This window comes from Streptomyces sp. NPDC006512 (assembly GCF_040611935.1).
In the GTDB taxonomy this organism is placed as follows: Bacteria; Actinomycetota; Actinomycetes; order Streptomycetales; family Streptomycetaceae; genus Streptomyces.
The window spans coordinates 174,645-193,077 of the sequence record NZ_JBEXPG010000005.1 but is presented as its reverse complement, the minus strand read 5'-3'; the positions used below and the strand labels follow the sequence as shown (position 1 = coordinate 193,077).

Here is an 18,433-nt window from a genome sequence, read left to right as displayed (position 1 = left end):
CCAGCCGGGCGCCCGCACCGGACCGTGTCAGGCGGCGCCGCCGCCGAATTCCGCCACGGCGTCGCCGACGATCCCTTCAAGGCGGGCGTGGTGGGCGCCGCGCCAGTAGACGCGCTCGCAGGCGGTGCACTGGGCGAAGACGTCGTACGAGCGCTGCGTGCCGTGCTCCAGACGGTCGCCCACGCTGTCCTTGTCGGCCTCGCGGAGCGGGCCGTTGCAGGCGGTGCAGCGGGTCCAGGGCGTGAGCTCCGGACGGAAGCGGCCCAGGACGTCGCGCAGTTGCTCGTCGGGGTTGTCGCTGTAGACGTAGGCGCCGGCGAAGATCTCGCGGCGGCGGAGCAGTCCGCGGTCGCGGGAGAGCAGGACGCGCTGCTCGGCGGCGGAGCGGGTGGCGAGGGCGGGGTCGCCGATGTCCTCGTTCTCGTAGGCGGCGTCGACGCCGAGCAGGCGAAGGCGGCGGGCGAGGGTGCCGAGGTGGACGTCGAGGAGGAAGCGCAGCGGGGCGCCGGGGATCCGTTGGGGGCGGTCCACGCCGAACACCTCGACGGACTGGCCCGCTTGGGGCACGTACGAGACGGGCACCTCGTGGCCGTCGACGAGCAGGCGGCCGACCTCGGTCAGCGGGACGCCCGCCGACTCGACGACGTGGCCGATGCTGGAGGCGCCGTCGGTGGCGGTCGGTACGCGTTCCGCACGCCGGCTGGGCGGGGCGAAGAGGCGCAGTTCGGGAGCGAGGGTGAGCTGAATGCCGGGACCGTTCACGGCCCCAGCATGCCATCGGCGAGCCGGGCCGCGCCGCCCGATTAAGCGGATGCGGTGCCCTGGTCGTAGGCCTCTCGATGGGCGTTGACCTCGTCGAAGTGGCTTTCGGCCCAGAGTTTCACGGAGGTGAGGAGTCCGCCGAGGCTGCGGCCGAGTTCGGTGAGGGAGTAGTCGACGCGCACGGGGACGGTGGGGGTGACGGTACGGGTGACGAGGCCGTCGCGTTCGAGGGAGCGGAGGGTCTGGGTGAGCATCTTCTGGCTGACGCCGGGGATCTTGCGGCCGAGGTCGCTGTAGCGCAGGGAGCCGGTCTCGGACTGGCCGAGGGCGCTGAGGACGAGGCCGACCCACTTGTCGCTGATGCGGGCCAGGAGTTGGCCGGTGGGGCACTCCTTGACGAAGGCGTCGTAGGCGGCGCGGGCTTCCTCGCGCAGGGCGGCGGCGGTGCGGGTGGCCATGGGGGAACCCACCTTCGGGTCGGGTACGCACTCCGGAGTACGTACTTACGAAAGGAGAGTACCTCTCCATAAGTTAGTGCCCATCGGAACGGCTGAAAACCAGCGGACCAACACGGGGAGAGACCATGAGCGAGCGCACGACGGCCACGCGGACTTCGAGCACGGGGGCTTCGAGCACGGGGACTTCGAGCATGAGGGCGGCGGTGGTGAACGGCTTCGGTGGACCGGAGCGGGTGGAGATCGCCGAGGTGCCGGTGCCGGTTCCGGCGGCCGGACAGATACGGATACGGGTGCACGCGGCCGGCGTGAACCCCGTGGACGGGGCGGTCCGCTCCGGGGTCTTCGGCGGCGAGGGGCAGCGGCTCGGGCTCGGCTGGGACGTGGCGGGCGAGATCGACGAGGTCGGCCCGGGGGTGTCCGGCTGGGAGGCCGGCCAGCGGGTGGTCGGGCTGCAGTACGGCCCGGTGAAGCCGCTGGGAACGCACGCCGAGTACGCGGTCCTGGACGCCTCGGCGGTGGCCGTGGCCCCCGCGTCAGTGGACGCGGCCGCCGCGGCGGCGCTCCCGCTGAGCGGGCTGACCGCTGCGCGGGCGGTCGACCTGCTGGGGCTCGCCCCGGGCTCCTCGGTCCTGGTCACCGGTGCGGCGGGGGTCGTGGGCGGACTCGCCGTCCAGCTCGCCGTCCGGGCCGGCCTGAAGGTGACGGCCCTGGCGGGCGCCGAGGACGAAGGTCTCGTACGGTCGCTCGGCGCGGCCGGGTTCGTGCCGCGCGGTACGGCACCCGCCGGGCCGGTCGACGGGGTCCTGGACGCGGCGGTACTGGGCGAGCCCGCGCTGTCCTTCGTCCGCGACGGCGGGGTCTACGTCGGCCTGCGCCCCCACGCCGCGCCGGCGGCGGAGCGCGGGATCCGGGTCGAGGAGCAGGAGGTCGCGCCCGACGGTGCGCACCTGGCCCGGCTGGTGTCGCTGGTCGACTCCGGCGAGCTGACCCTCCGCGTGGCGGACACCGTGCCGCTCGCGGACGCCGCCGGGGCCCATGCCCGCCTCGCCGCCGGCGGCCTGCGCGGCCGCCTGGTCCTCACGGTGGCCTGAACCCCGGGCCGGCCGGGCCCGACAGAGCCAGGAGTGCCAGAAGTGACAGTGGCGCCCGGGGTGTCAGGAGGGCTCGGTCTTCTCGGGCAGGTCGAGGCGCCAGTCGTTGCTGGGGTGGGGGACGCCCGGCGGGTACTCGAAGTCGACCCGGCCCAGGTTGGTGAACCCGCCCCGGCGGCAGACCGCGTTGGACGCCGGATGGTCGGTGCCGGGGAAGGCGTGCAGGGCGCGGCGGTCGCCGTGGGCGGTGACGTGGCGGACGAGTTCCGCCAGGGCGGCGGCGGCCAGTCCCCGGCCCTGGTGCTCGGGAAGGACGCCCCAGCCGGTCTCGTACACCGGCTCGTCCCGCCAGGTGCGTTCCCAGAAGCCGATTGAGCCGACGGTTTCGCCCGAATCCTCCAGCACCACCCGGAACATGCGCCCGGCGGCCGGCTCGCGGGCGCCGAGCTCCAGGTAGCGGCGGTGCCGGTCGGCGAGCTTCTCCGGCGTCTCGGGGCCTCCGAGGTGCTCGGTCATGACGGGCTCGTTCGCGCGCTCCAGCAGCCAGAAGTCCCCGGCCGCCCAGGGCTCCAGCCGTACGCGTGTCTCCGCGGGTCCTGTCTCCATGGGATCCATGGGGCCACGCTACGCACCGAACGGGCCGGGAGTCCGCGGAACGTCCCCGGTCACGCGCACGGGCACGGGCACGGGCACGGGGCGGGGGCGGGCTCGGGGTCGGGGGGTGGTCACGGGGCGGGGCGGGGTCGGGCGCGAGAACGGGCGCGGGCGCGGGAACGGGAACGGATACGGGCGCGGGCACGGGAACGCGAACGGGAACGGGGCGGGGTCAGGCGCGGGAACGGGCACGGGTCGGAGGCGGGGCCGGGCACGGGAACGGTCACGGGAACGGGTCGGGAACGGGGGCGGGGCGGGGCCGCGCTGTGGGGCCGCGACCAGGGCCGGGCAACGCGCCGGGGACCGCCCCAGGGACCGCGCCCGCGGGCGGGACCATGCGCGGGAGCCGCGACCGGTATCGGGATCGTGCGGGGGAGCCGCGACCGGTAACGGGATCGCGCCGGGACCGGGCGGCCGCCCCGCGGCCGTGTCCGCGACCGGGGCCACGGGCGGCTCCGCCCCGTCGGGAACGTCAGGGCCAGACCCGTCGGGGGGCGTCAGGGCCAGACGAGGCAGTACGGCTGGTGGCCGGCTTCGTGGAGGCGGTGGGAGAAGTCCTGCCACTCGTGCAGCAGCTGGTAGACGTTGAACGCGTCGCGCGGACCCCCGCGGTCGGGGACCGTGGACCAGATGAAGGCGGCCGCGCCGACGGACTCCTCGCCGACGCCGCGCAGCGGGTCGACCACCGTCATGGGGAGCTTGACCACCGCGTAGTCGGGGTGGAGGACGACCAGCTCCAGCGGCGGCACCTTGTGCAGGGGTATGCCCTCGATGCCGGTCAGGACCATCGCGGCGACCGTCTCCGGCTTGATCTTGGTGAACATGCCGCCCATGCCGAGCTCGTCGCCGCCCAGCTCCTCCGGCCGCATCGTCACCGGGACCCGCGCGGCCGTCGCGCCGTCGGGGGCGCCGAAGTACTTGTAGGTCACTCCCATGCCGCGGCCCCGGGCGAGGCCGTCCGCACCGTCCGCGCCGTCGGGCGCGCGGGTGGGACCCGGTACGGGCTCGGCGGCTTCCGCACCGCGGCGGCGGTGCTTGCCTCTGCGGCGGGCATCGCGGGCGCGCTGCGGGTCCAGGCCGTCCGTACCCTCGCCCGGTCCACCACCGCGTTGCATATCTCCACCCGACTGGTATTGCCTGCCCCGGCCCCGCGGCCCCCGCCACGCAGCCTGATCATCATGGCAGTGACCTCCCCCGCGGCGGCGCGGTGAAACGCCCGTCCGCAAGTCTGTCGCGGCCTCTGAGACCATGGCTGGTGTGAGCTACCCGTACCCGTATGAAGCCCCAGTTTCGCAGACGCTCTTCGAGCGCGCGTCCCTCGTGACCCCCGGCGGCGTGAACTCTCCCGTCCGCGCCTTCCGTGCCGTGGGCGGTACGCCCCGGTTCATGGTGTCCGGTACCGGTCCCTACCTGACCGATGCCGACGGGCGGGAGTACGTCGACCTCGTCTGCTCGTGGGGGCCGATGATTCTCGGCCACTCCCACCCCGAGGTGATCGAGGCCGTCCAGGCCGCGGTCGCCCGCGGCACGTCCTTCGGGACGCCCGGTGAGGGCGAGGTCGCCCTCGGCGAGGAGATCGTCGCCCGCATCGAGCCCGTCGAGCAGGTCCGCCTGGTGTCGTCCGGCACCGAGGCGACCATGTCGGCGATCCGGCTGGCCCGTGGCTTCACCGGTCGCGCCAAGGTCGTCAAGTTCGCCGGCTGCTACCACGGACACGTCGACGCTCTGCTGGCCGCCGCCGGTTCCGGGCTGGCGACGTTCGCGCTCCCGGACACTCCGGGCGTGACGGGCGCGCAGGCCGGGGACACGATCGTGCTGCCCTACAACGACCTCGACTCCGTGCGGGCGGCGTTCGCCGCGCACCCCGGCGAGATCGCCTGCGTGATCACCGAGGCCGCTCCCGGCAACATGGGCGTCGTGACCCCGGGCGAGGGCTTCAACCAGGGTCTGGCCGACCTCTGCCGCGAGAACGGCGCCCTGTACATCTCCGACGAGGTGATGACGGGATTCCGCACCTCCCGCGCCGGCTGGTACGGCGTCGACGGGGTCAGGCCCGACCTGATGACCTTCGGCAAGGTCATGGGCGGCGGCTTCCCGGCGGCGGCCTTCGGCGGCCGCGCCGACGTGATGGGCCACCTGGCCCCGGCCGGCCCGGTCTACCAGGCGGGCACGCTCTCCGGTAACCCGATCGCCACCGCGGCCGGCCTCGCGCAGCTGCGCCTGCTGGACGCGGCGGCGTACGAGAAGGTCGACGCGGTCTCGAAGGAGATCCAGGGCCTGGTGACGGAGGCGCTGACCAAGGAGGGCGTCGCGCACCGGGTGCAGACGGCCTCCAACATGTTCTCCGTGTTCTTTACGGAGAACGAGGTCCGCAACTACGACGACGCGAAGAAGCAGGAGAGCTTCCGCTTCAACGGGTTCTTCCACTCGATGCTGTCGCAGGGCGTCTACCTGCCGCCCTCGGCGTTCGAGTCCTGGTTCGTGTCGACGGCGCACGACGAGCGGGCGGTCGAGCGCATCGCCGCCGCCCTGCCCGCCGCGGCCCGTGCGGCCGCCGAGGCGAGCCCGGAGGCGAGCGCGTGAGCGACATCACCGTGGTCCACCTGATGCGGCACGGCGAGGTGCACAACCCGGACGGCGTGCTTTACGGCCGCCGCGCCGGTTACCACCTCTCCGAGCTCGGCCGGCAGATGGCCGACCGGGTCGCCGAGCACCTCCAGGACCGGGACATCACGTACGTGGTGGCCTCCCCGCTGGAGCGGGCGCAGGAGACGGCCACGCCGATCGCGAAGACGCACGGCCTGGACCTGGCCACCGACGGCCGGCTGCTGGAGGCGGGCAACGTCTTCGAGGGCAAGACCTTCGGCGTCGGCGACGGTGCCCTGCGCAAGCCGGGCAACTGGAAGCACCTGACGAACCCGTTCAAGCCGTCCTGGGGCGAGCCGTACGTCGAGCAGGTCGTCCGGATGATGAGCGCGATCGAGGCCGCGCGGGACGCCGCGCGCGGGCACGAGGCGGTGGCGGTCAGCCACCAGCTGCCGATCTGGATCGTGCGCAGCTTCGCGGAGAAGCGGCGGCTCTGGCACGACCCGCGCCGCCGGCAGTGCACGCTGGCTTCGCTGACGTCGTTCACGTACCAGGGCGAGCGGCTGGTGTCGGTGGGTTACAGCGAGCCGGCCCGGGACCTGGTCCCGGCGCACCTGCTGGCCGGAGCGAAGCCGGTGAAGGGCAAGTCGAAGGCCTTCGGCGCCTGATCCCGGCCGGGGTTCCACCGGAACCCCGGCCGCCCCCAGCCCGACCCGGATGCCGGGCCCCACCCGGGGCCCGGCATCCGGCATTCGCCCCCGGCTCCCAGCCCCCGGCCCTCCAGCCTCGGCTCCGAGCCCCCCGGCCCTCCAGCCCCGGCTCCCAGCCGCCGTCCCTCCCGCCCCGGCTCGCAGCCCCCGGCCCTCCAGCCCCGGCTCTCCCGCGTCCGGCGGCCCGTAGGTCAAATCGACGCCATGCTTCGGCATCGGTTCGGGCAAGTCCGCGCACCTGGGCCGCGTCGGGGTGTCGACAGCCATGGATTGTCCGTTTATATGACAGTTCATGAGCGACGTGCGCGGATTCAGTCGAAGGGGAGTACTCGGACTCGGACTTGGCGCTGCCGCCGCGACGGGTGTCGCGGGCTGCGGGTTCGGAGGCGGCGGACCAGGCCCGGGCGGCCAGGGAGCGGAGGGCGCCGGCGGCCCCGCGAAGCCGTCGGCCGAGCCGATCGGTGACGGCTCCACCGCCACCACCGGCCCCCAGCCCCGTCAGCCGGCCCCGCCCGTACCCCTCCAGCCCGGCGAGACCCCGCCGCAGTTCGTGGTCTTCAGCTGGGACGGCGCCGGCGAGGTCGGCAACGGCCTCTTCCCGCGCTTCCTCAAGCTCGCCCGCGACCACGGCGCGGCCATGACCTTCTTCCTCTCCGGCCTCTACCTCCTGCCCGAGTCCAAGAAGCAGCTCTACCGGCCGCCCAACAACCCCGTCGGCGCCTCCGACATCGGCTACCTGAAGGACGAGAACATCCGCACCACCCTCGGGCTGGTCCGCGAGGCCTGGCTCGACGGCCACGAGATCGGCACCCACTTCAACGGCCACTTCTGCGGCGGTCCGGGCTCCGTCGCGAAGTGGACCGCGGACGACTGGCGCGAGGAGATCGACCAGGCCGTGTCGTTCGTCACCAGCTGGCGCACGAACACCGGCTTCACCGACCTCGACCCGCTCCCCTTCGACTACCGCAAGGAACTGACGGGCGGCCGCACCCCCTGCCTCCTGGGCCGCGAGACCCTGCTGCCCACCGCCCGCGCGCTCGGCTGGCGCTACGACGCGAGCTCCCCGGGCGGCCTCCAGACGTGGCCGGTGAAGAAGGAGGGCCTCTGGGACCTGCCCCTGCAGTCGCTGCCCTTCCCCGGGCGCTCCTTCGAGGTGCTGTCGATGGACTACAACATCCTCGCCAACCAGTCCGGGAGCAGCACCCGGGGCGTCCCCGCCAACTACCCGGCCTGGCGCACCCAGGCCACCGCCACCTACCTCGGCGGCTTCCGGCGGGCCTACGAGACCAACCGGGCACCCCTCTTCATCGGCAACCACTTCGAGGAGTGGAACGGCGGCATCTACATGGATGCCGTCGAGGAGGCCCTCAAGGGCATGGCGGACAAAAAGGACGTACGCCTCATATCCTTCCGGCAGTTCGTCGACTGGCTGGACGTCCAGGACCCGAACGTGCTGGCCAAACTGCACGCCCTGGGCCCGGGCCGGGCCCCGGCCGGCGGCTGGGGAACGTACCTCGCCCGCAGCTGACGTACCTGACCAGCGCCTTAACATCCCGTCGGGGGGTGCGGAAGATCCGCAAATCGCTCATGCGAAACTTTTCACATGAGCCTTAGCCGCGCCCGTGTCCGTCGAAGTAGCCGCCGCTCGACCAGCGGCCGTGCCGTCCTGCTGACCGCGGTGACCCTCGCGAGCGCCCTGACCCTCTCGGCGTGCGGCGACGGCAACGGCGGCGGCAAGTCCGCGGGCTCCGCCGGCGGCAACTACGTCACGGGCCCCAGCGGCATCTCCACCGTCGCCAAGGCCGACCGCACCGAGGCCCCCAAGCTCGACGGGGAGACCGTGGCCGGTCAGACCCTCGACACGACCACGCTCAAGGGCAAGGTCGTCGTCCTCAACGTGTGGGGCTCCTGGTGTCCGCCGTGCCGCGCGGAGGCCCCGTACTTCGCGAAGGTCTCGAAGGAGATGGCCGACGGCGGCAAGGACGTCGCCTTCGTCGGACTGAACACCCGCGACAACAGCAAGCAGAACGCCGCCTCCTTCGAAGAGACCTACGGGATCACCTACCCGAGCCTCTACGACCCGGACGGCAAGCTGATGCTCCGCTTCCCCAAGGGCACGCTGAACCCGCAGGCCATCCCCTCCACGATCGTCCTCGACAAGGAGGGCCGGATCGCCTCGCGCGCCCTCGTCGCCCTCAACGAGGAGCAGCTCCGCTCGATGATCGACCCGCTCCTCGCGGAGAAGTGACCTCGTGGTCGAGTACCTCCTGGCCGCCGAGTCCACCGGCGTCAACACCACGGTCCTGAACGGCGGCCTGCTGGTCGCCCTGCCGATCGCCCTCCTCGGCGGTCTGGTCTCGTTCTTCTCGCCCTGCGTGCTGCCGCTGGTCCCGGGCTACCTCTCCTACGTCACCGGCGTCGGCGGGATCGACCTCGCGGAGGCCCGGCGCGGCCGGATGGTCACCGGGGCCACCCTCTTCGTCCTCGGCTTCACGGCCGTGTTCGTCTCGACCGGGGCGCTCTTCGGGTACTTCGGGGAGACCCTCCACGACTACCAGGACGTGATCACCCGGGTGCTCGGCGCCCTGGTCATCGTCCTCGGACTGTTCTTCATGGGGCTCATCCCCGGCCTGACGATGCGCGAGCTCCGCTTCCACAAGAAGCCGGCCGCCGGGCTGGTCGGCGCGCCCGTGCTGGGCGTCCTGTTCGGCGTCGGCTGGACCCCGTGCATGGGCCCGACCTTCGCCGCCGTCAACACGCTGGCCTTCGACCAGGCGAGCGCCGGCCGGGGCGCCCTGCTGACCACCGTCTTCTGCCTCGGACTCGGCGTACCGTTCATCCTCGCCGCGGTCGCCTTCCGCAAGGCCCTCGGCGCCTTCGGCTGGGTGAAGAAGCACTACGCGTGGGTGATGCGCATCGGCGGCGGCATGCTGGTCCTCACCGGGATCCTGCTCGTCACAGGAATGTGGAGCAGCATCGTCACGGAGATGCAGAGCTGGACCGACGGCTTCACCGCGGGGATCTGAGGACTACACGGACATGAGTACGACCGACAAGGCGCCCACCGGGGCGCCGCACGAGTCCGCGTCCGCGGACGCCACCGACGCGGCGGCCGGAGCGCAGCTCTCCACGGCCCCCCTGGAGGACGGCCCGTCGGCGCCCGTGGGCATCGGCGTGATCGGCTGGGCCCGCTGGTTCTGGCGGCAGCTCACCTCCATGCGGGTGGCGCTGATCCTGCTGTTCCTGCTGTCCCTCGGCTCCATCCCCGGCTCGCTCGTCCCGCAGACGCAGGTCGACGCGATGAAGGTCGAGGAGTGGAAGCGGACCCACGAGTTCTGGGTTCCGGTCGCCGAGAAGCTCCAGCTGTTCGACGTCTACAGCTCGGTGTGGTTCTCCGCGATCTACATCCTGCTGTTCGTCTCCCTCATCGGCTGCATCGTGCCCCGCACCTGGCAGTTCGTCGGCCAGCTCACGGGCCGCCCGCCGGGCGCGCCCCGGCGCCTGGACCGGCTGCCGGTCTACGCGACGTGGCGGACGGAGAAGTCCCCCGAGGAGGTGCTCGCCTCGGCGAAGACCCTCCTGGGCGGACGGCGCTTCCGTACGGAGACGGGCGCGGGAGCCGTCGCCGCGGAGAAGGGCTACCTGCGCGAGGCCGGGAACCTGGCCTTCCACATCGCTCTGATCGTGATGCTGGTGGCCTTCGCCGCGGGGCAGCTCTTCAAGTCCGAGGGCGGCAAGCTCGTCCTGCGCGGCAAGGGCTTCTCGAACACGCTCACCCAGTACGACGACTTCAAGTCCGGCAGCCTCTTCTCGTCCGACAGCCTGCCGCCGTTCTCCTTCACGCTCGACAAGTTCGACGCGACCTACGAGGAGAGCGGCCCGCAGAAGGGCACCCCGCGCGACTTCAAGGCGTACGTCACCGTCAGCGAGGGCGCCCACGGAACGCCGCGGAAGACCGAGATCGAGGTCAACGAGCCGCTGGAGATCGACGGCTCCAAGGTCTTCCTGCTCGGCCACGGCTACGCGCCGGTCATCTCGGTGACCGACCCCACCGGCAAGGTGATCTTCAAGGACGCCGTGCCGATGCTGCCGCAGGACTCCAACCTCACGTCCTCCGGGGCCGTCAAGGTCACCGACGGGTACAAGGACAAGTCCGGCAAGAAGGAACAGCTCGGCTTCAACGCCTGGTTCGTGCCCACCTACGCGGGCGAGGGCCAGGGGACGATGTTCTCGCAGTTCCCGGCGCTGAACTTCCCGGTCCTGGCGCTCAACGCCTACCACGGCAGCCTCGGCGTGGACTCGGGCCTGCCGCAGAACGTGTACCAGCTCAACACGACCAAGATGCAGATGTTCAAGGACGAGAAGGGCGAGCTCTTCAAGCAGAAGCTGCTCCCCGGCGAGACCATGACCCTGCCCGACGGGGCCGGCACCGTGAAGTTCGAGGGCATCGAGCGCTGGGCGACCTTCTCGGTCACCCAGCAGCCCGCCAACGGGCTCGCCCTCGCGGGCGCGGTCGTCGCCATCGGCGGCCTCGCCGCGTCCCTGTTCATCCAGCGCCGCCGGATCTGGGTCCGGGCGGTCCGTGGCGAGGACGGCGTGACCGTCGTCGAGATGGCGGGCCTCGGCCGCAGCGAGTCCGCCCGGCTCCCGGAGGAACTGGCGGTGCTCTCCGCCGCGCTCCACGAGCAGGCGCCCACGGCGCCCGAACCACCTGTCAAGGAATCTGTTGAAGGGGAGCGCGGATGACGCCGCTCGCAGTCGCATTCAGTGAGAGCCTGGCTCAGATCAGCAACTACCTGATCTATTCGTCGATGGCGGTCTACACGCTCGCCTTCCTCGCGCACATCGCCGAGTGGACCTTCGGCAGCCGCAGCAAGGTGGCCCGTACGGCCGCCGCGCTGACCGCCGCGAAGGACGCCGGGGCGCCCGCCGTGCAGGTGCGCGGCAAGGGGGGCACCGCCGTCCTCGACAGGCCGAAGGTCGTCACCCGCGCCGCCTCCGGCTCGCGCGACGTACCGGACGGCCCCGGCGCCGCGGGCGGCGACGAGCAGGGCGACCTGTACGGGCGCGTCGCGGTGTCCCTGACGGTGCTCGGCTTCCTCATCGAGGCCGCCGGCGTCGTCGCCCGGGCCATGTCGGTGCGGCGGGCCCCCTGGGGCAACATGTACGAGTTCTCGATCACCTTCTCCACGGTGGCCGTCGGCGCGTACCTGGTGCTGCTCCTGCTGAAGAAGAACGTGCGCTGGCTCGGCCTGATCCTGGTCACCACCGTCCTGCTGGACCTCGGCATCGCCACCAAGTGGCTGTACACCGACAGCGACCAGCTGGTGCCGGCCCTGGACTCGTACTGGCTGTGGATCCACGTCTCCACCGCCATCTTCTGCGGCGCCGTCTTCTACATCGGCGGGGCCGGCGCGGTGCTCTACCTCTTCCGCGACAGCTACGAGAGCCACCTGGAGGCCGGCCGCACGCCCGGCCGGCTGCGCACCTCGGTGATGGAGCGGCTGCCCTCGGCGGCCTCCCTCGACAAGTTCTCGTACCGGATCAACGCGGCGGTCTTCCCGCTGTGGACGTTCACCATCGTCGCGGGCGCGATCTGGGCGGGCGACGCCTGGGGCCGCTACTGGGGCTGGGACCCCAAGGAGGTCTGGTCCTTCGTGACCTGGGTGGCGTACGCCTGCTACCTGCACGCACGGGCCACGGCGGGCTGGAAGGGCCGCAAGGCCGCCTACCTCGCGCTCTTCGCGTTCGCCTGCTGGATCTGGAACTACTACGGCGTGAACATCCTGCTCAGCGGCAAGCACTCGTACGCGGGCGTCTGACCGCCGCAGGACGCAGGACGCCGAGAGGCCCCGCCGCCCGCCCCGACCACGTCGGGCGGGCGGCGGGGCCTCTCGGCGTACGTGCGGTGCTACGCGTCCTTCTCCAGGACGTACGCGCCGTGCCCCTGCGCGGGGCCGAGGAAGAAGTACAGCTCCAGGGTCCGGCGTTCGTCGCGGCGCAGTTCGAAGGTCCACGAGTAGCGGCCCGGGGCCCTGGTCGTGGTGCCGCTGCGGGTGGCGGTGCCGGTGGCGGCGGGCAGGTCCAGGCGCAGGTGCTGGCCGAGGTTGCGGCCGGCCGGCTGGTCGTCGCTGGTGAGCTTCCAGGAGGCGGGGCCGGAAAGCCGCCAGCCCGCCGCGTAGTCGCGTTCCTGGCCGTCGAGGAGGGTGACGGAGGCGCTGCCGTCGGCGCGGAAGACGACCGCGGTGCCCTCGACGCAGCGCCAGGTGCCGACGATCTCGGAGAGGTCGGCGTCGTAGACGGCGGGGACGGGGCCGGGGGCGGAGTGCTGCGTGTTCCAGCCGGTCATGGTGAGCAGGGCGGCGACGAGCACGCCGTACGCGAGGAGATTGCGCAGGACCGTGTCGACGATCCGCGGCCCGCCGTGCTGAGAGGCCCGTGGCAGTGGCATGGGGCCATTCTGTCAGCCGACTTGAACGCGTTCAATCAACTTTGCGTCACATGTGGGGGCCGCTGGGCGGGGTGGTCGCCGGGCAGGTCACCGGGCCGGTCAACAGGCCGGGCGCAGCGGGGGAGGCGGTCCGTCTCCGTTCAACGCGCGGACGGCGCGGGAGAGTTCCCCGCGCGGTGCGCGCGGGACGCGACCCGGGCCTGACGGTCCTAGGCCTGGTCGTCCTTGCCCTTGCCCTTGTCCGTGTCCGGGGCGTCCGTGTCCGAGACGTCCTTCTCCGGGGCGTCCTTCTCCGCGGCTTCCTTGGCGTCCCGGGCTTCCTTCGCGTCCCGCGCGTCCTTCTGGTCCTTCTCGTCCTGCTCGTCGCGCAGGGACTTGAGGAACTCCGGGTTGTCGTCGGGGGCCACCCACTGGGTCCGGCGCGACCGGCCGCCGCCGAAGCCCCCGCCCCCGCCGCCCACCGCGGCCCGCTTCTTGCCCGCGAAGAGCCACACCACCGGGCCGACGATCGAGAAGAGCAGGATGATGATCACCCAGACCCCCTTGGGGAGGACCTTGACCTCTTCCTCGGGCGTGTTCAGGCAGTCGATGAAGGCGTAGATGGTCAGCGCGAGGATCAGCAGGAACGGCAGATAGCGCAGCACGGTGTGGGACCGACTCCCGGGCAGTGACGGCGGGCCCGCGTCGGGCCCCGGTGACGCTTCCAGGGTAGAGGGTGACGGATACTGGGCCCCATGGCTTACGACGATCTCCGCTCGCTGCTCCGGGCTCTGGAGCGAGAGGGCGACCTCAAGCGCATCAAGGCCGAAGTCGACCCGTACCTGGAGGTCGGGGAGATCGTCGACCGAGTGAACAAGGCGGGCGGCCCGGCCCTCTTGTTCGAGAACGTCAAGGGCTCGGCGATGCCGCTCGCCATGAACGTCTTCGGAACCGACCGGCGCCTGCTGAAGGCCCTCGGCCTGAAGTCGTACGCCGAGATCAGCGAGAAGATCGGCGGCCTCCTCAAGCCCGAACTGCCGCAGGGCTTCATCGGCGTCCGCGAGGCCTTCGGCAAGCTCGGCTCGATGGTGCACGTCCCGCCGAAGAAGGTGAAGGGCGACTCCGCGCCCGTCCAGGAGGTCGTCCTCACCGGCGACGACGTCGACCTCGACCAGCTCCCGGCGCTGTTCACCTGGCCCAAGGACGGCGGGGACTTCTTCAACCTCGGCCTGACGCACACCAAGCACCCCGAGACGGGCGTGCGCAACCTCGGTCTCTACCGCCTCCAGCGCCACGACAAGCGCACCATCGGCATGCACTGGCAGATCCACAAGGACAGCCGCAACCACTACGCCGTCGCCGCGGCGAAGGGCGAGCGGCTGCCCGTCGCGATCGCCTTCGGCTGCCCGCCGGCCGTGACCTACGCCTCCACCGCACCGCTGCCCGGAGACATCGACGAGTACCTGTTCGCCGGGTTCGTCGCGGGCAAGCGGATCGAGATGGTCGACTGCAAGACGGTCCCGCTCCAGGTCCCGGCCAACGCCGAGGTCGTCATCGAGGGCTGGCTGGAGCCCGGGGAGATGCTCCCCGAGGGGCCGTTCGGCGACCACACCGGCTTCTACACCCCGCAGGAGCCCTTCCCCGCGCTGAAGATCGACTGCGTGACGATGCGCAAGCGTCCGCTGATCCAGTCGATCGTCGTGGGCCGGCCGCCCACCGAGGACGGTCCGCTGGGCCGGGCCACGGAGCGGTTCTTCCTGCCCCTGCTGAAGATCATCGTGCCGGACATCGTGGACTACCACCTGCCGGAGTCGGGCGGCTTCCACAACTGCGCGATCGTCTCGATCGACAAGAAGTACCCGAAGCACGCGCAGAAGGTCATGCACGCCATCTGGGGCGCCCACATGATGTCGCTGACCAAGCTGATCATCGTGGTGGACAAGGACTGCGACGTCCACGACCTGCACGAGGTGTCCTGGCGAGCGCTGGGCAACACCGACTACTCCCGTGACCTGACGGTGGTCGAGGGTCCGGTCGACCATCTGGACCACGCTTCCTACCAGCAGTTCTGGGGCGGCAAGGCGGGCATCGACGCCACGAAGAAACTTCCGGAGGAGGGTTACACGCGCGACGGCGGCTGGCCCGACATGGTGGAGTCCGACCCCGCGACGGCGGCCCTCGTGGACCGCCGCTGGAAGGAGTACGGCCTGTGAGCGACATCGCCGTGGGCGGACCCGCCCTCTTCATCGGCAGCGACACCCCCTGCGTCGCGCTGGTCCGCCCCGAGATCGACCCGGCGCAGCCGGGCGTCCGGGAAGCGGCCGAGCGCACCGGAGTGACCCCCGAGGAGTTCGCGGGGCCGTCCGACCTGTGGCAGCTGATCGCCGACCGGACGGACGGCGAGGGCCGCGAGATCGCCCTCGACGAGCTGTCCACCGCCGACGCGGACGCCTTCGCCGCCAGCCTGCTCGACGCCACCGCGGACACCGAGAAGGAGTTCACGGTGGTCCTCACCGTGGCCGCCCACGACGTGCTCCGCCTGGAGGGCCGCCCGGCCGGCGAGGGCTTCGCCTTCCTGGCGGCCGTCGTCCCGCCGCCCTCGGAGGGCACGCCCCAGCTGGAGGTGGAGATCGGCCCGCAGTCGGTCACCGACCTGCGCGCCGAACTCGAACAGTTCCGGAGGTCCCTGCGATGACGTCGGCTGCCGAGGGCGTCCTCGGGTCCGGGCCCGCGCCCGCGCCCCGGGCGAACGGCAAGGTCAAGGCCTTCCTGCGGCTCGTGATGATCGAGCACTCGGTCTTCGCGCTGCCCTTCGCCTACATCGCCGCGTTCACCGCGATGTTCCGGCTCGACGGGACGGTGCACTGGGGCACGCTGCTGCTCGTCACCGTCTGCATGGTCGGGCTGCGGACCTTCGCGATGGCCGCCAACCGGATCATCGACCGGGAGATCGACGCCCGGAACCCGCGCACCGCCGGGCGCGAGCTCGTCACCGGCGCGGTGTCGGTGCGCTCCGCCTGGACCGGGGCCGGGATCGCGCTGGCGGTCTTCCTCGGCTCGGCGGCGCTGCTGAACCCGCTGTGCCTGATGCTGGCGCCGGTCGCGGTGATCCCGATGGTGGTCTACCCGTACGGCAAGCGGTTCACGAACTTCCCGCACGCCATCCTGGGCCTCGCCCAGGCGATCGGTCCGGTCGGGGCCTGGCTGGCCGTCACCGGCACGTGGTCGTGGGACGCGGTGATCCTGGGTCTCGCGGTGGGCGTCTGGATCGGCGGCTTCGACCTGATCTTCGGCAGCCAGGACGTGGCCGCGGACCGCGCGGAGGGCGTCAAGTCCGTCCCCGCGCGCTACGGCGTCGCGGCCGCCCTGTGGGGAGCGCGCGGCGCGCACGTCGTCACCACGGCCCTGCTGGCCTGGTACGCCGTCGCCACGGACGCGGGCCCGCTGTTCTGGGCGGGCCTCGCGATCGTGGCCGTCGCCTTCTGCTACGAGCACACCATCGTCAAGCCGAACGACCTGTCCCGCCTGAACCGCGCCTTCTTCACGGTCAACGGCTTCATCGGGATCGCCCTGTTCGTGTGCGCGCTGCTCGACCTCGCGGTGCGGGGCCTGACGCCGTAACAGGCCACCGCGCTAGGCGGCGAGGGCGGGGCGGTGGTCCGGGCGGCGGAAGTACAGGGCCGTCAGCACCCCGCCCGCCAGGCCGCACAGGTGTCCCTGCCAGCTGATCGTCGGATCCAGCGGCAGCAGACCGAGGAAGAACGTTCCTCCCCAGTAGGCGGCGACGGCCACGCCGACGAGGATCCCGAGCGGCTTGCGTTCGACGAACCCGCGCACCACCACGTAGCCGAAGAGGCCGTAGACGACGCCCGAGGCGCCCAGGGTCATGGTGTCCGACGGGGAGATCAGCCAGGTGCCGATCCCGTCCGCCAGCATGATCAGCCCGGACACCGCGAGGAAGCGCCGGATCCCGGCCAGCGCCGTGATGAAGCCGAGCACCAGCAGCGGGACGCTGTTGGCGAAGACGTGCCCGAAGCCGAAGTGCAGGAAGGACCCGGTGACGACGCCCGTCAGACTGCCCGGGTCCCGGGCCACGATCCCGTATGCGTCCAGCGCGTGCCCGGTGGCGTAGTCGACGGCCTCCAGCACCCACAGCAGGGCCACCCAGCCCAGCATCAGCTGCGCGGCGGCCTTCGCCCGGTCCCGCCGGCGCCACTCGTCCTGACGCGTCGTCGTACTCATCCCGCTCGTCCCCCCTGATCGCCGCCCCGTCTTCGGAACGTGCGGGCACCTTACCGAGTGCCCGCCCGGGGTGGCCGGATAGTCTCGGAGGTATGACTGAGCGCAAGCGCACCCCGTGGGTGGTCGGGGTTTCCGGGGCCTCCGGGACGCCGTACGCGGCGGCGGTCCTCCGCGGGCTGCTGGCTGCGGGGGAGAGCGTCGACCTGGTGGTCAGCCGGGCTTCGCGGCTCACCCTGTTGGACGAGACCGGGATCGCCTTCCGCGACGCGCACTGGCGGGACGATCTGGGGGAGTGGCTGCGGTGGGGGGCCGACGGGAAGCCCGGGACCTTCGCGCGGCCGGAACTGGACGACGTCCGGTACTGGGCCGCCGGGGACCTGGCGGCGGGGCCGAGTTCGGGCTCGTACCCGGTCAAGGGGATGCTGATCGTCCCGGCGTCGACGGCGTGCGTGGCCGGTGTGGCGCTCGGACTGTCGAAGGACCTGCTCCAGCGCGTCGCGAGCGTGACGCTCAAGGAACGGCGGCGGCTGGTGGTCGCGGTGCGGGAGACCCCGCTGAGCGGGCAGACGCTCAAGCAGCTGGTGGCGCTGGACGAGGCGGGCGCGGTCGTGCTGCCCGCCTCTCCGGCGTTCTACGCGGGCGCGACGCACATCCAGGACCTGGTGGACTTCGTCGCGGGGCGGGTGCTCGACGCGGCGGGTGTGCCGCACCGGCTGTACCGCCGGTGGGAGGGGGAGCTCGGTGGCTCCCGCTCTCCCGAGGGGGCGAGCGGCGGTGACTAGCGCTTCTTGGCGCTGCGCGGCTTGCGGGTCTTGTCCACGCGGTGAGCGGCGGACGGCTGGTCGGTGCGGGATCGGTTGGCCAGCTCCTGGAGCTGTCGCATGTGTGCGTAGGCCATCTCGATCGTGTACACGGTGAACCACTCCTGAAGATCGTCATTGATCTGACTAAAAGATTCGCAGGGTGTTGACCCTGCGTGCCTTAGATTCTATACCTAGACTTGCAGAATCGCCGAATAATGGAAGGCTCCACGTAATGGACACGGTGGACAGGCAGCTCATCCAGGCACTTCGTGAGAACGGTCGTGCCTCGTATGCGGAGCTGGGCCGTCTCGTGGGCCTCTCCGGCCCCAGCGTCACCGACCGCATCAACCGTCTGGAGACGGCCGGCGTCATCACGGGCTACCGCGCGACGGTGGCCGCCGCGGAGCTCGGCCTCGGCGTCACCGCCCTGATCGGCATCTCCCTCTCCGACGCCGCCGACCACGAGGACGTGGCGCGCAGGCTCCGCGACCTCGCGGAGATCGAGGACTGCTGGTTCATCGCGGGTGACGACTCCTTCATGCTGAAGGTCCGCGCCAGCGACGTCGACGGCCTGGAGAAGATCATCCGCAAGCTGTCGGGAACCAAGGGCGTCTCCCGCACCCGCACCACGATCGTGCTCTCCACCAAGTGGGAGAACCGGGTCGGGGAGCTGCCCGAGGAGAGCTGAGAGTACGGT

21 protein-coding genes are annotated in these 18,433 nt (G+C 71.7%); 13 read left to right on the top strand and 8 right to left on the bottom strand.

Annotation, left to right across the window (positions count from 1 at the left end; translation table 11 throughout):
- Positions 1-27 precede the first annotated feature (27 nt).
- Both ABZZ17_RS05775 and ABZZ17_RS05770 read right to left on the bottom strand, forming a co-directional pair.
- The gene (locus tag ABZZ17_RS05775) at positions 28-762 is read right to left on the bottom strand and encodes a Mut7-C RNAse domain-containing protein (protein ID WP_356872367.1); all 735 of its coding nucleotides are present in this window, start codon (positions 760-762) and stop codon (positions 28-30) included.
- 41 nt (positions 763-803) lie between these two features.
- Positions 804-1,220 (bottom strand): helix-turn-helix domain-containing protein, encoded by a 417-nt coding sequence (locus ABZZ17_RS05770; protein ID WP_356872365.1) that lies wholly within the window; start codon positions 1,218-1,220, stop codon positions 804-806.
- A 191-nt stretch (positions 1,221-1,411) separates the two neighbouring features.
- Here ABZZ17_RS05770 and ABZZ17_RS05765 point away from each other — a divergent pair, with 191 nt between their 5' ends.
- A complete protein-coding gene (locus ABZZ17_RS05765; RefSeq protein ID WP_356872466.1) occupies positions 1,412-2,311 on the top strand; it encodes an NADP-dependent oxidoreductase in 900 nt (299 codons plus the stop codon).
- A 63-nt stretch (positions 2,312-2,374) separates the two neighbouring features.
- Here the strand turns inward: ABZZ17_RS05765 and ABZZ17_RS05760 are convergent, their stop codons facing one another.
- Complete coding sequence (locus tag ABZZ17_RS05760) at positions 2,375-2,926, bottom strand: GNAT family N-acetyltransferase (RefSeq protein ID WP_356872363.1); 552 nt, start codon at positions 2,924-2,926, stop codon at positions 2,375-2,377.
- Between the two features lie 536 nt (positions 2,927-3,462).
- On the bottom strand, positions 3,463-4,080 hold the full coding sequence (locus tag ABZZ17_RS05755; RefSeq protein ID WP_356872361.1) for a hypothetical protein: 618 nt from the start codon (positions 4,078-4,080) through the stop codon (positions 3,463-3,465).
- Positions 4,081-4,213: 133 nt separating this feature from the next.
- On the opposite strand from ABZZ17_RS05755, the gene hemL reads away from it, so the two are divergent.
- The 7 genes from hemL (at position 4,214) to ccsB (ending at position 12,083) form a co-directional block, all read left to right on the top strand.
- Positions 4,214-5,548, top strand: a complete 1,335-nt coding sequence (gene hemL / locus ABZZ17_RS05750) for a glutamate-1-semialdehyde 2,1-aminomutase (protein WP_356872359.1) — start codon at positions 4,214-4,216, stop codon at positions 5,546-5,548.
- Positions 5,549-5,571: 23 nt separating this feature from the next.
- Positions 5,572-6,219 (top strand): histidine phosphatase family protein, encoded by a 648-nt coding sequence (locus tag ABZZ17_RS05745; protein ID WP_356872464.1) that lies wholly within the window; start codon positions 5,572-5,574, stop codon positions 6,217-6,219.
- 343 nt (positions 6,220-6,562) lie between these two features.
- A complete protein-coding gene (locus ABZZ17_RS05740; RefSeq protein WP_356872462.1) occupies positions 6,563-7,789 on the top strand; it encodes a hypothetical protein in 1,227 nt (408 codons plus the stop codon).
- A gap of 75 nt (positions 7,790-7,864) precedes the next feature.
- Positions 7,865-8,509 (top strand): TlpA disulfide reductase family protein, encoded by a 645-nt coding sequence (locus ABZZ17_RS05735; protein WP_356872357.1) that lies wholly within the window; start codon positions 7,865-7,867, stop codon positions 8,507-8,509.
- Between the two features lie 4 nt (positions 8,510-8,513).
- On the top strand, positions 8,514-9,287 hold the full coding sequence (locus ABZZ17_RS05730) for a cytochrome c biogenesis protein CcdA (RefSeq protein WP_356872354.1): 774 nt from the start codon (positions 8,514-8,516) through the stop codon (positions 9,285-9,287).
- Positions 9,288-9,300: 13 nt separating this feature from the next.
- Complete coding sequence (locus ABZZ17_RS05725; RefSeq protein ID WP_356872352.1) at positions 9,301-11,007, top strand: cytochrome c biogenesis protein ResB; 1,707 nt, start codon at positions 9,301-9,303, stop codon at positions 11,005-11,007.
- The gene (gene ccsB / locus ABZZ17_RS05720; protein WP_356872350.1) at positions 11,004-12,083 is read left to right on the top strand and encodes a c-type cytochrome biogenesis protein CcsB; all 1,080 of its coding nucleotides are present in this window, start codon (positions 11,004-11,006) and stop codon (positions 12,081-12,083) included. Before ABZZ17_RS05725 ends, ccsB begins: the two co-directional genes overlap by 4 nt.
- 89 nt (positions 12,084-12,172) lie before the next feature.
- Here the strand turns inward: ccsB and ABZZ17_RS05715 are convergent, their stop codons facing one another.
- Positions 12,173-12,712, bottom strand: coding sequence for a hypothetical protein (locus ABZZ17_RS05715; protein ID WP_356872348.1), 540 nt, complete (start codon positions 12,710-12,712; stop codon positions 12,173-12,175).
- Between the two features lie 209 nt (positions 12,713-12,921).
- Positions 12,922-13,356 carry a PLD nuclease N-terminal domain-containing protein gene (locus ABZZ17_RS05710; RefSeq protein ID WP_356872346.1) on the bottom strand — a complete coding sequence of 145 codons (435 nt, stop codon included), beginning with the start codon at positions 13,354-13,356 and terminating at the stop codon, positions 12,922-12,924.
- Between the two features lie 90 nt (positions 13,357-13,446).
- Between ABZZ17_RS05710 and ABZZ17_RS05705 the strand changes: the two genes are divergently transcribed.
- From ABZZ17_RS05705 to mqnP, 3 genes are read left to right on the top strand one after another with little or no spacing between them, the layout of a single operon-like run.
- The gene (locus tag ABZZ17_RS05705) at positions 13,447-14,904 is read left to right on the top strand and encodes a menaquinone biosynthesis decarboxylase (protein WP_356872344.1); all 1,458 of its coding nucleotides are present in this window, start codon (positions 13,447-13,449) and stop codon (positions 14,902-14,904) included.
- Positions 14,901-15,386, top strand: a complete 486-nt coding sequence (locus ABZZ17_RS05700) for a hypothetical protein (protein WP_356872342.1) — start codon at positions 14,901-14,903, stop codon at positions 15,384-15,386. Before ABZZ17_RS05705 ends, ABZZ17_RS05700 begins: the two co-directional genes overlap by 4 nt.
- A complete protein-coding gene (gene mqnP / locus ABZZ17_RS05695; protein ID WP_356872340.1) occupies positions 15,383-16,312 on the top strand; it encodes a menaquinone biosynthesis prenyltransferase MqnP in 930 nt (309 codons plus the stop codon). The genes ABZZ17_RS05700 and mqnP overlap by 4 nt, the downstream gene beginning before the upstream one ends.
- A 12-nt stretch (positions 16,313-16,324) precedes the next feature.
- On the opposite strand, the gene ABZZ17_RS05690 is transcribed toward mqnP, so the two are convergent.
- Positions 16,325-16,933, bottom strand: coding sequence for a rhomboid family intramembrane serine protease (locus tag ABZZ17_RS05690; protein WP_356872338.1), 609 nt, complete (start codon positions 16,931-16,933; stop codon positions 16,325-16,327).
- Between the two features lie 92 nt (positions 16,934-17,025).
- On the opposite strand from ABZZ17_RS05690, the gene ABZZ17_RS05685 reads away from it, so the two are divergent.
- On the top strand, positions 17,026-17,715 hold the full coding sequence (locus ABZZ17_RS05685) for a UbiX family flavin prenyltransferase (protein ID WP_356872336.1): 690 nt from the start codon (positions 17,026-17,028) through the stop codon (positions 17,713-17,715).
- Here ABZZ17_RS05685 and ABZZ17_RS05680 read toward each other — a convergent pair.
- Positions 17,712-17,846, bottom strand: coding sequence for a hypothetical protein (locus tag ABZZ17_RS05680; RefSeq protein ID WP_266947896.1), 135 nt, complete (start codon positions 17,844-17,846; stop codon positions 17,712-17,714). The two genes, ABZZ17_RS05685 and ABZZ17_RS05680, sit on opposite strands and share 4 nt — an antisense overlap.
- Positions 17,847-17,968: 122 nt before the next feature.
- On the opposite strand from ABZZ17_RS05680, the gene ABZZ17_RS05675 reads away from it, so the two are divergent.
- Entirely contained in the window at positions 17,969-18,424 is a 456-nt protein-coding gene (locus tag ABZZ17_RS05675; RefSeq protein ID WP_356872333.1) for an Lrp/AsnC family transcriptional regulator, read from the top strand.
- Positions 18,425-18,433: the final 9 nt, after the last annotated feature.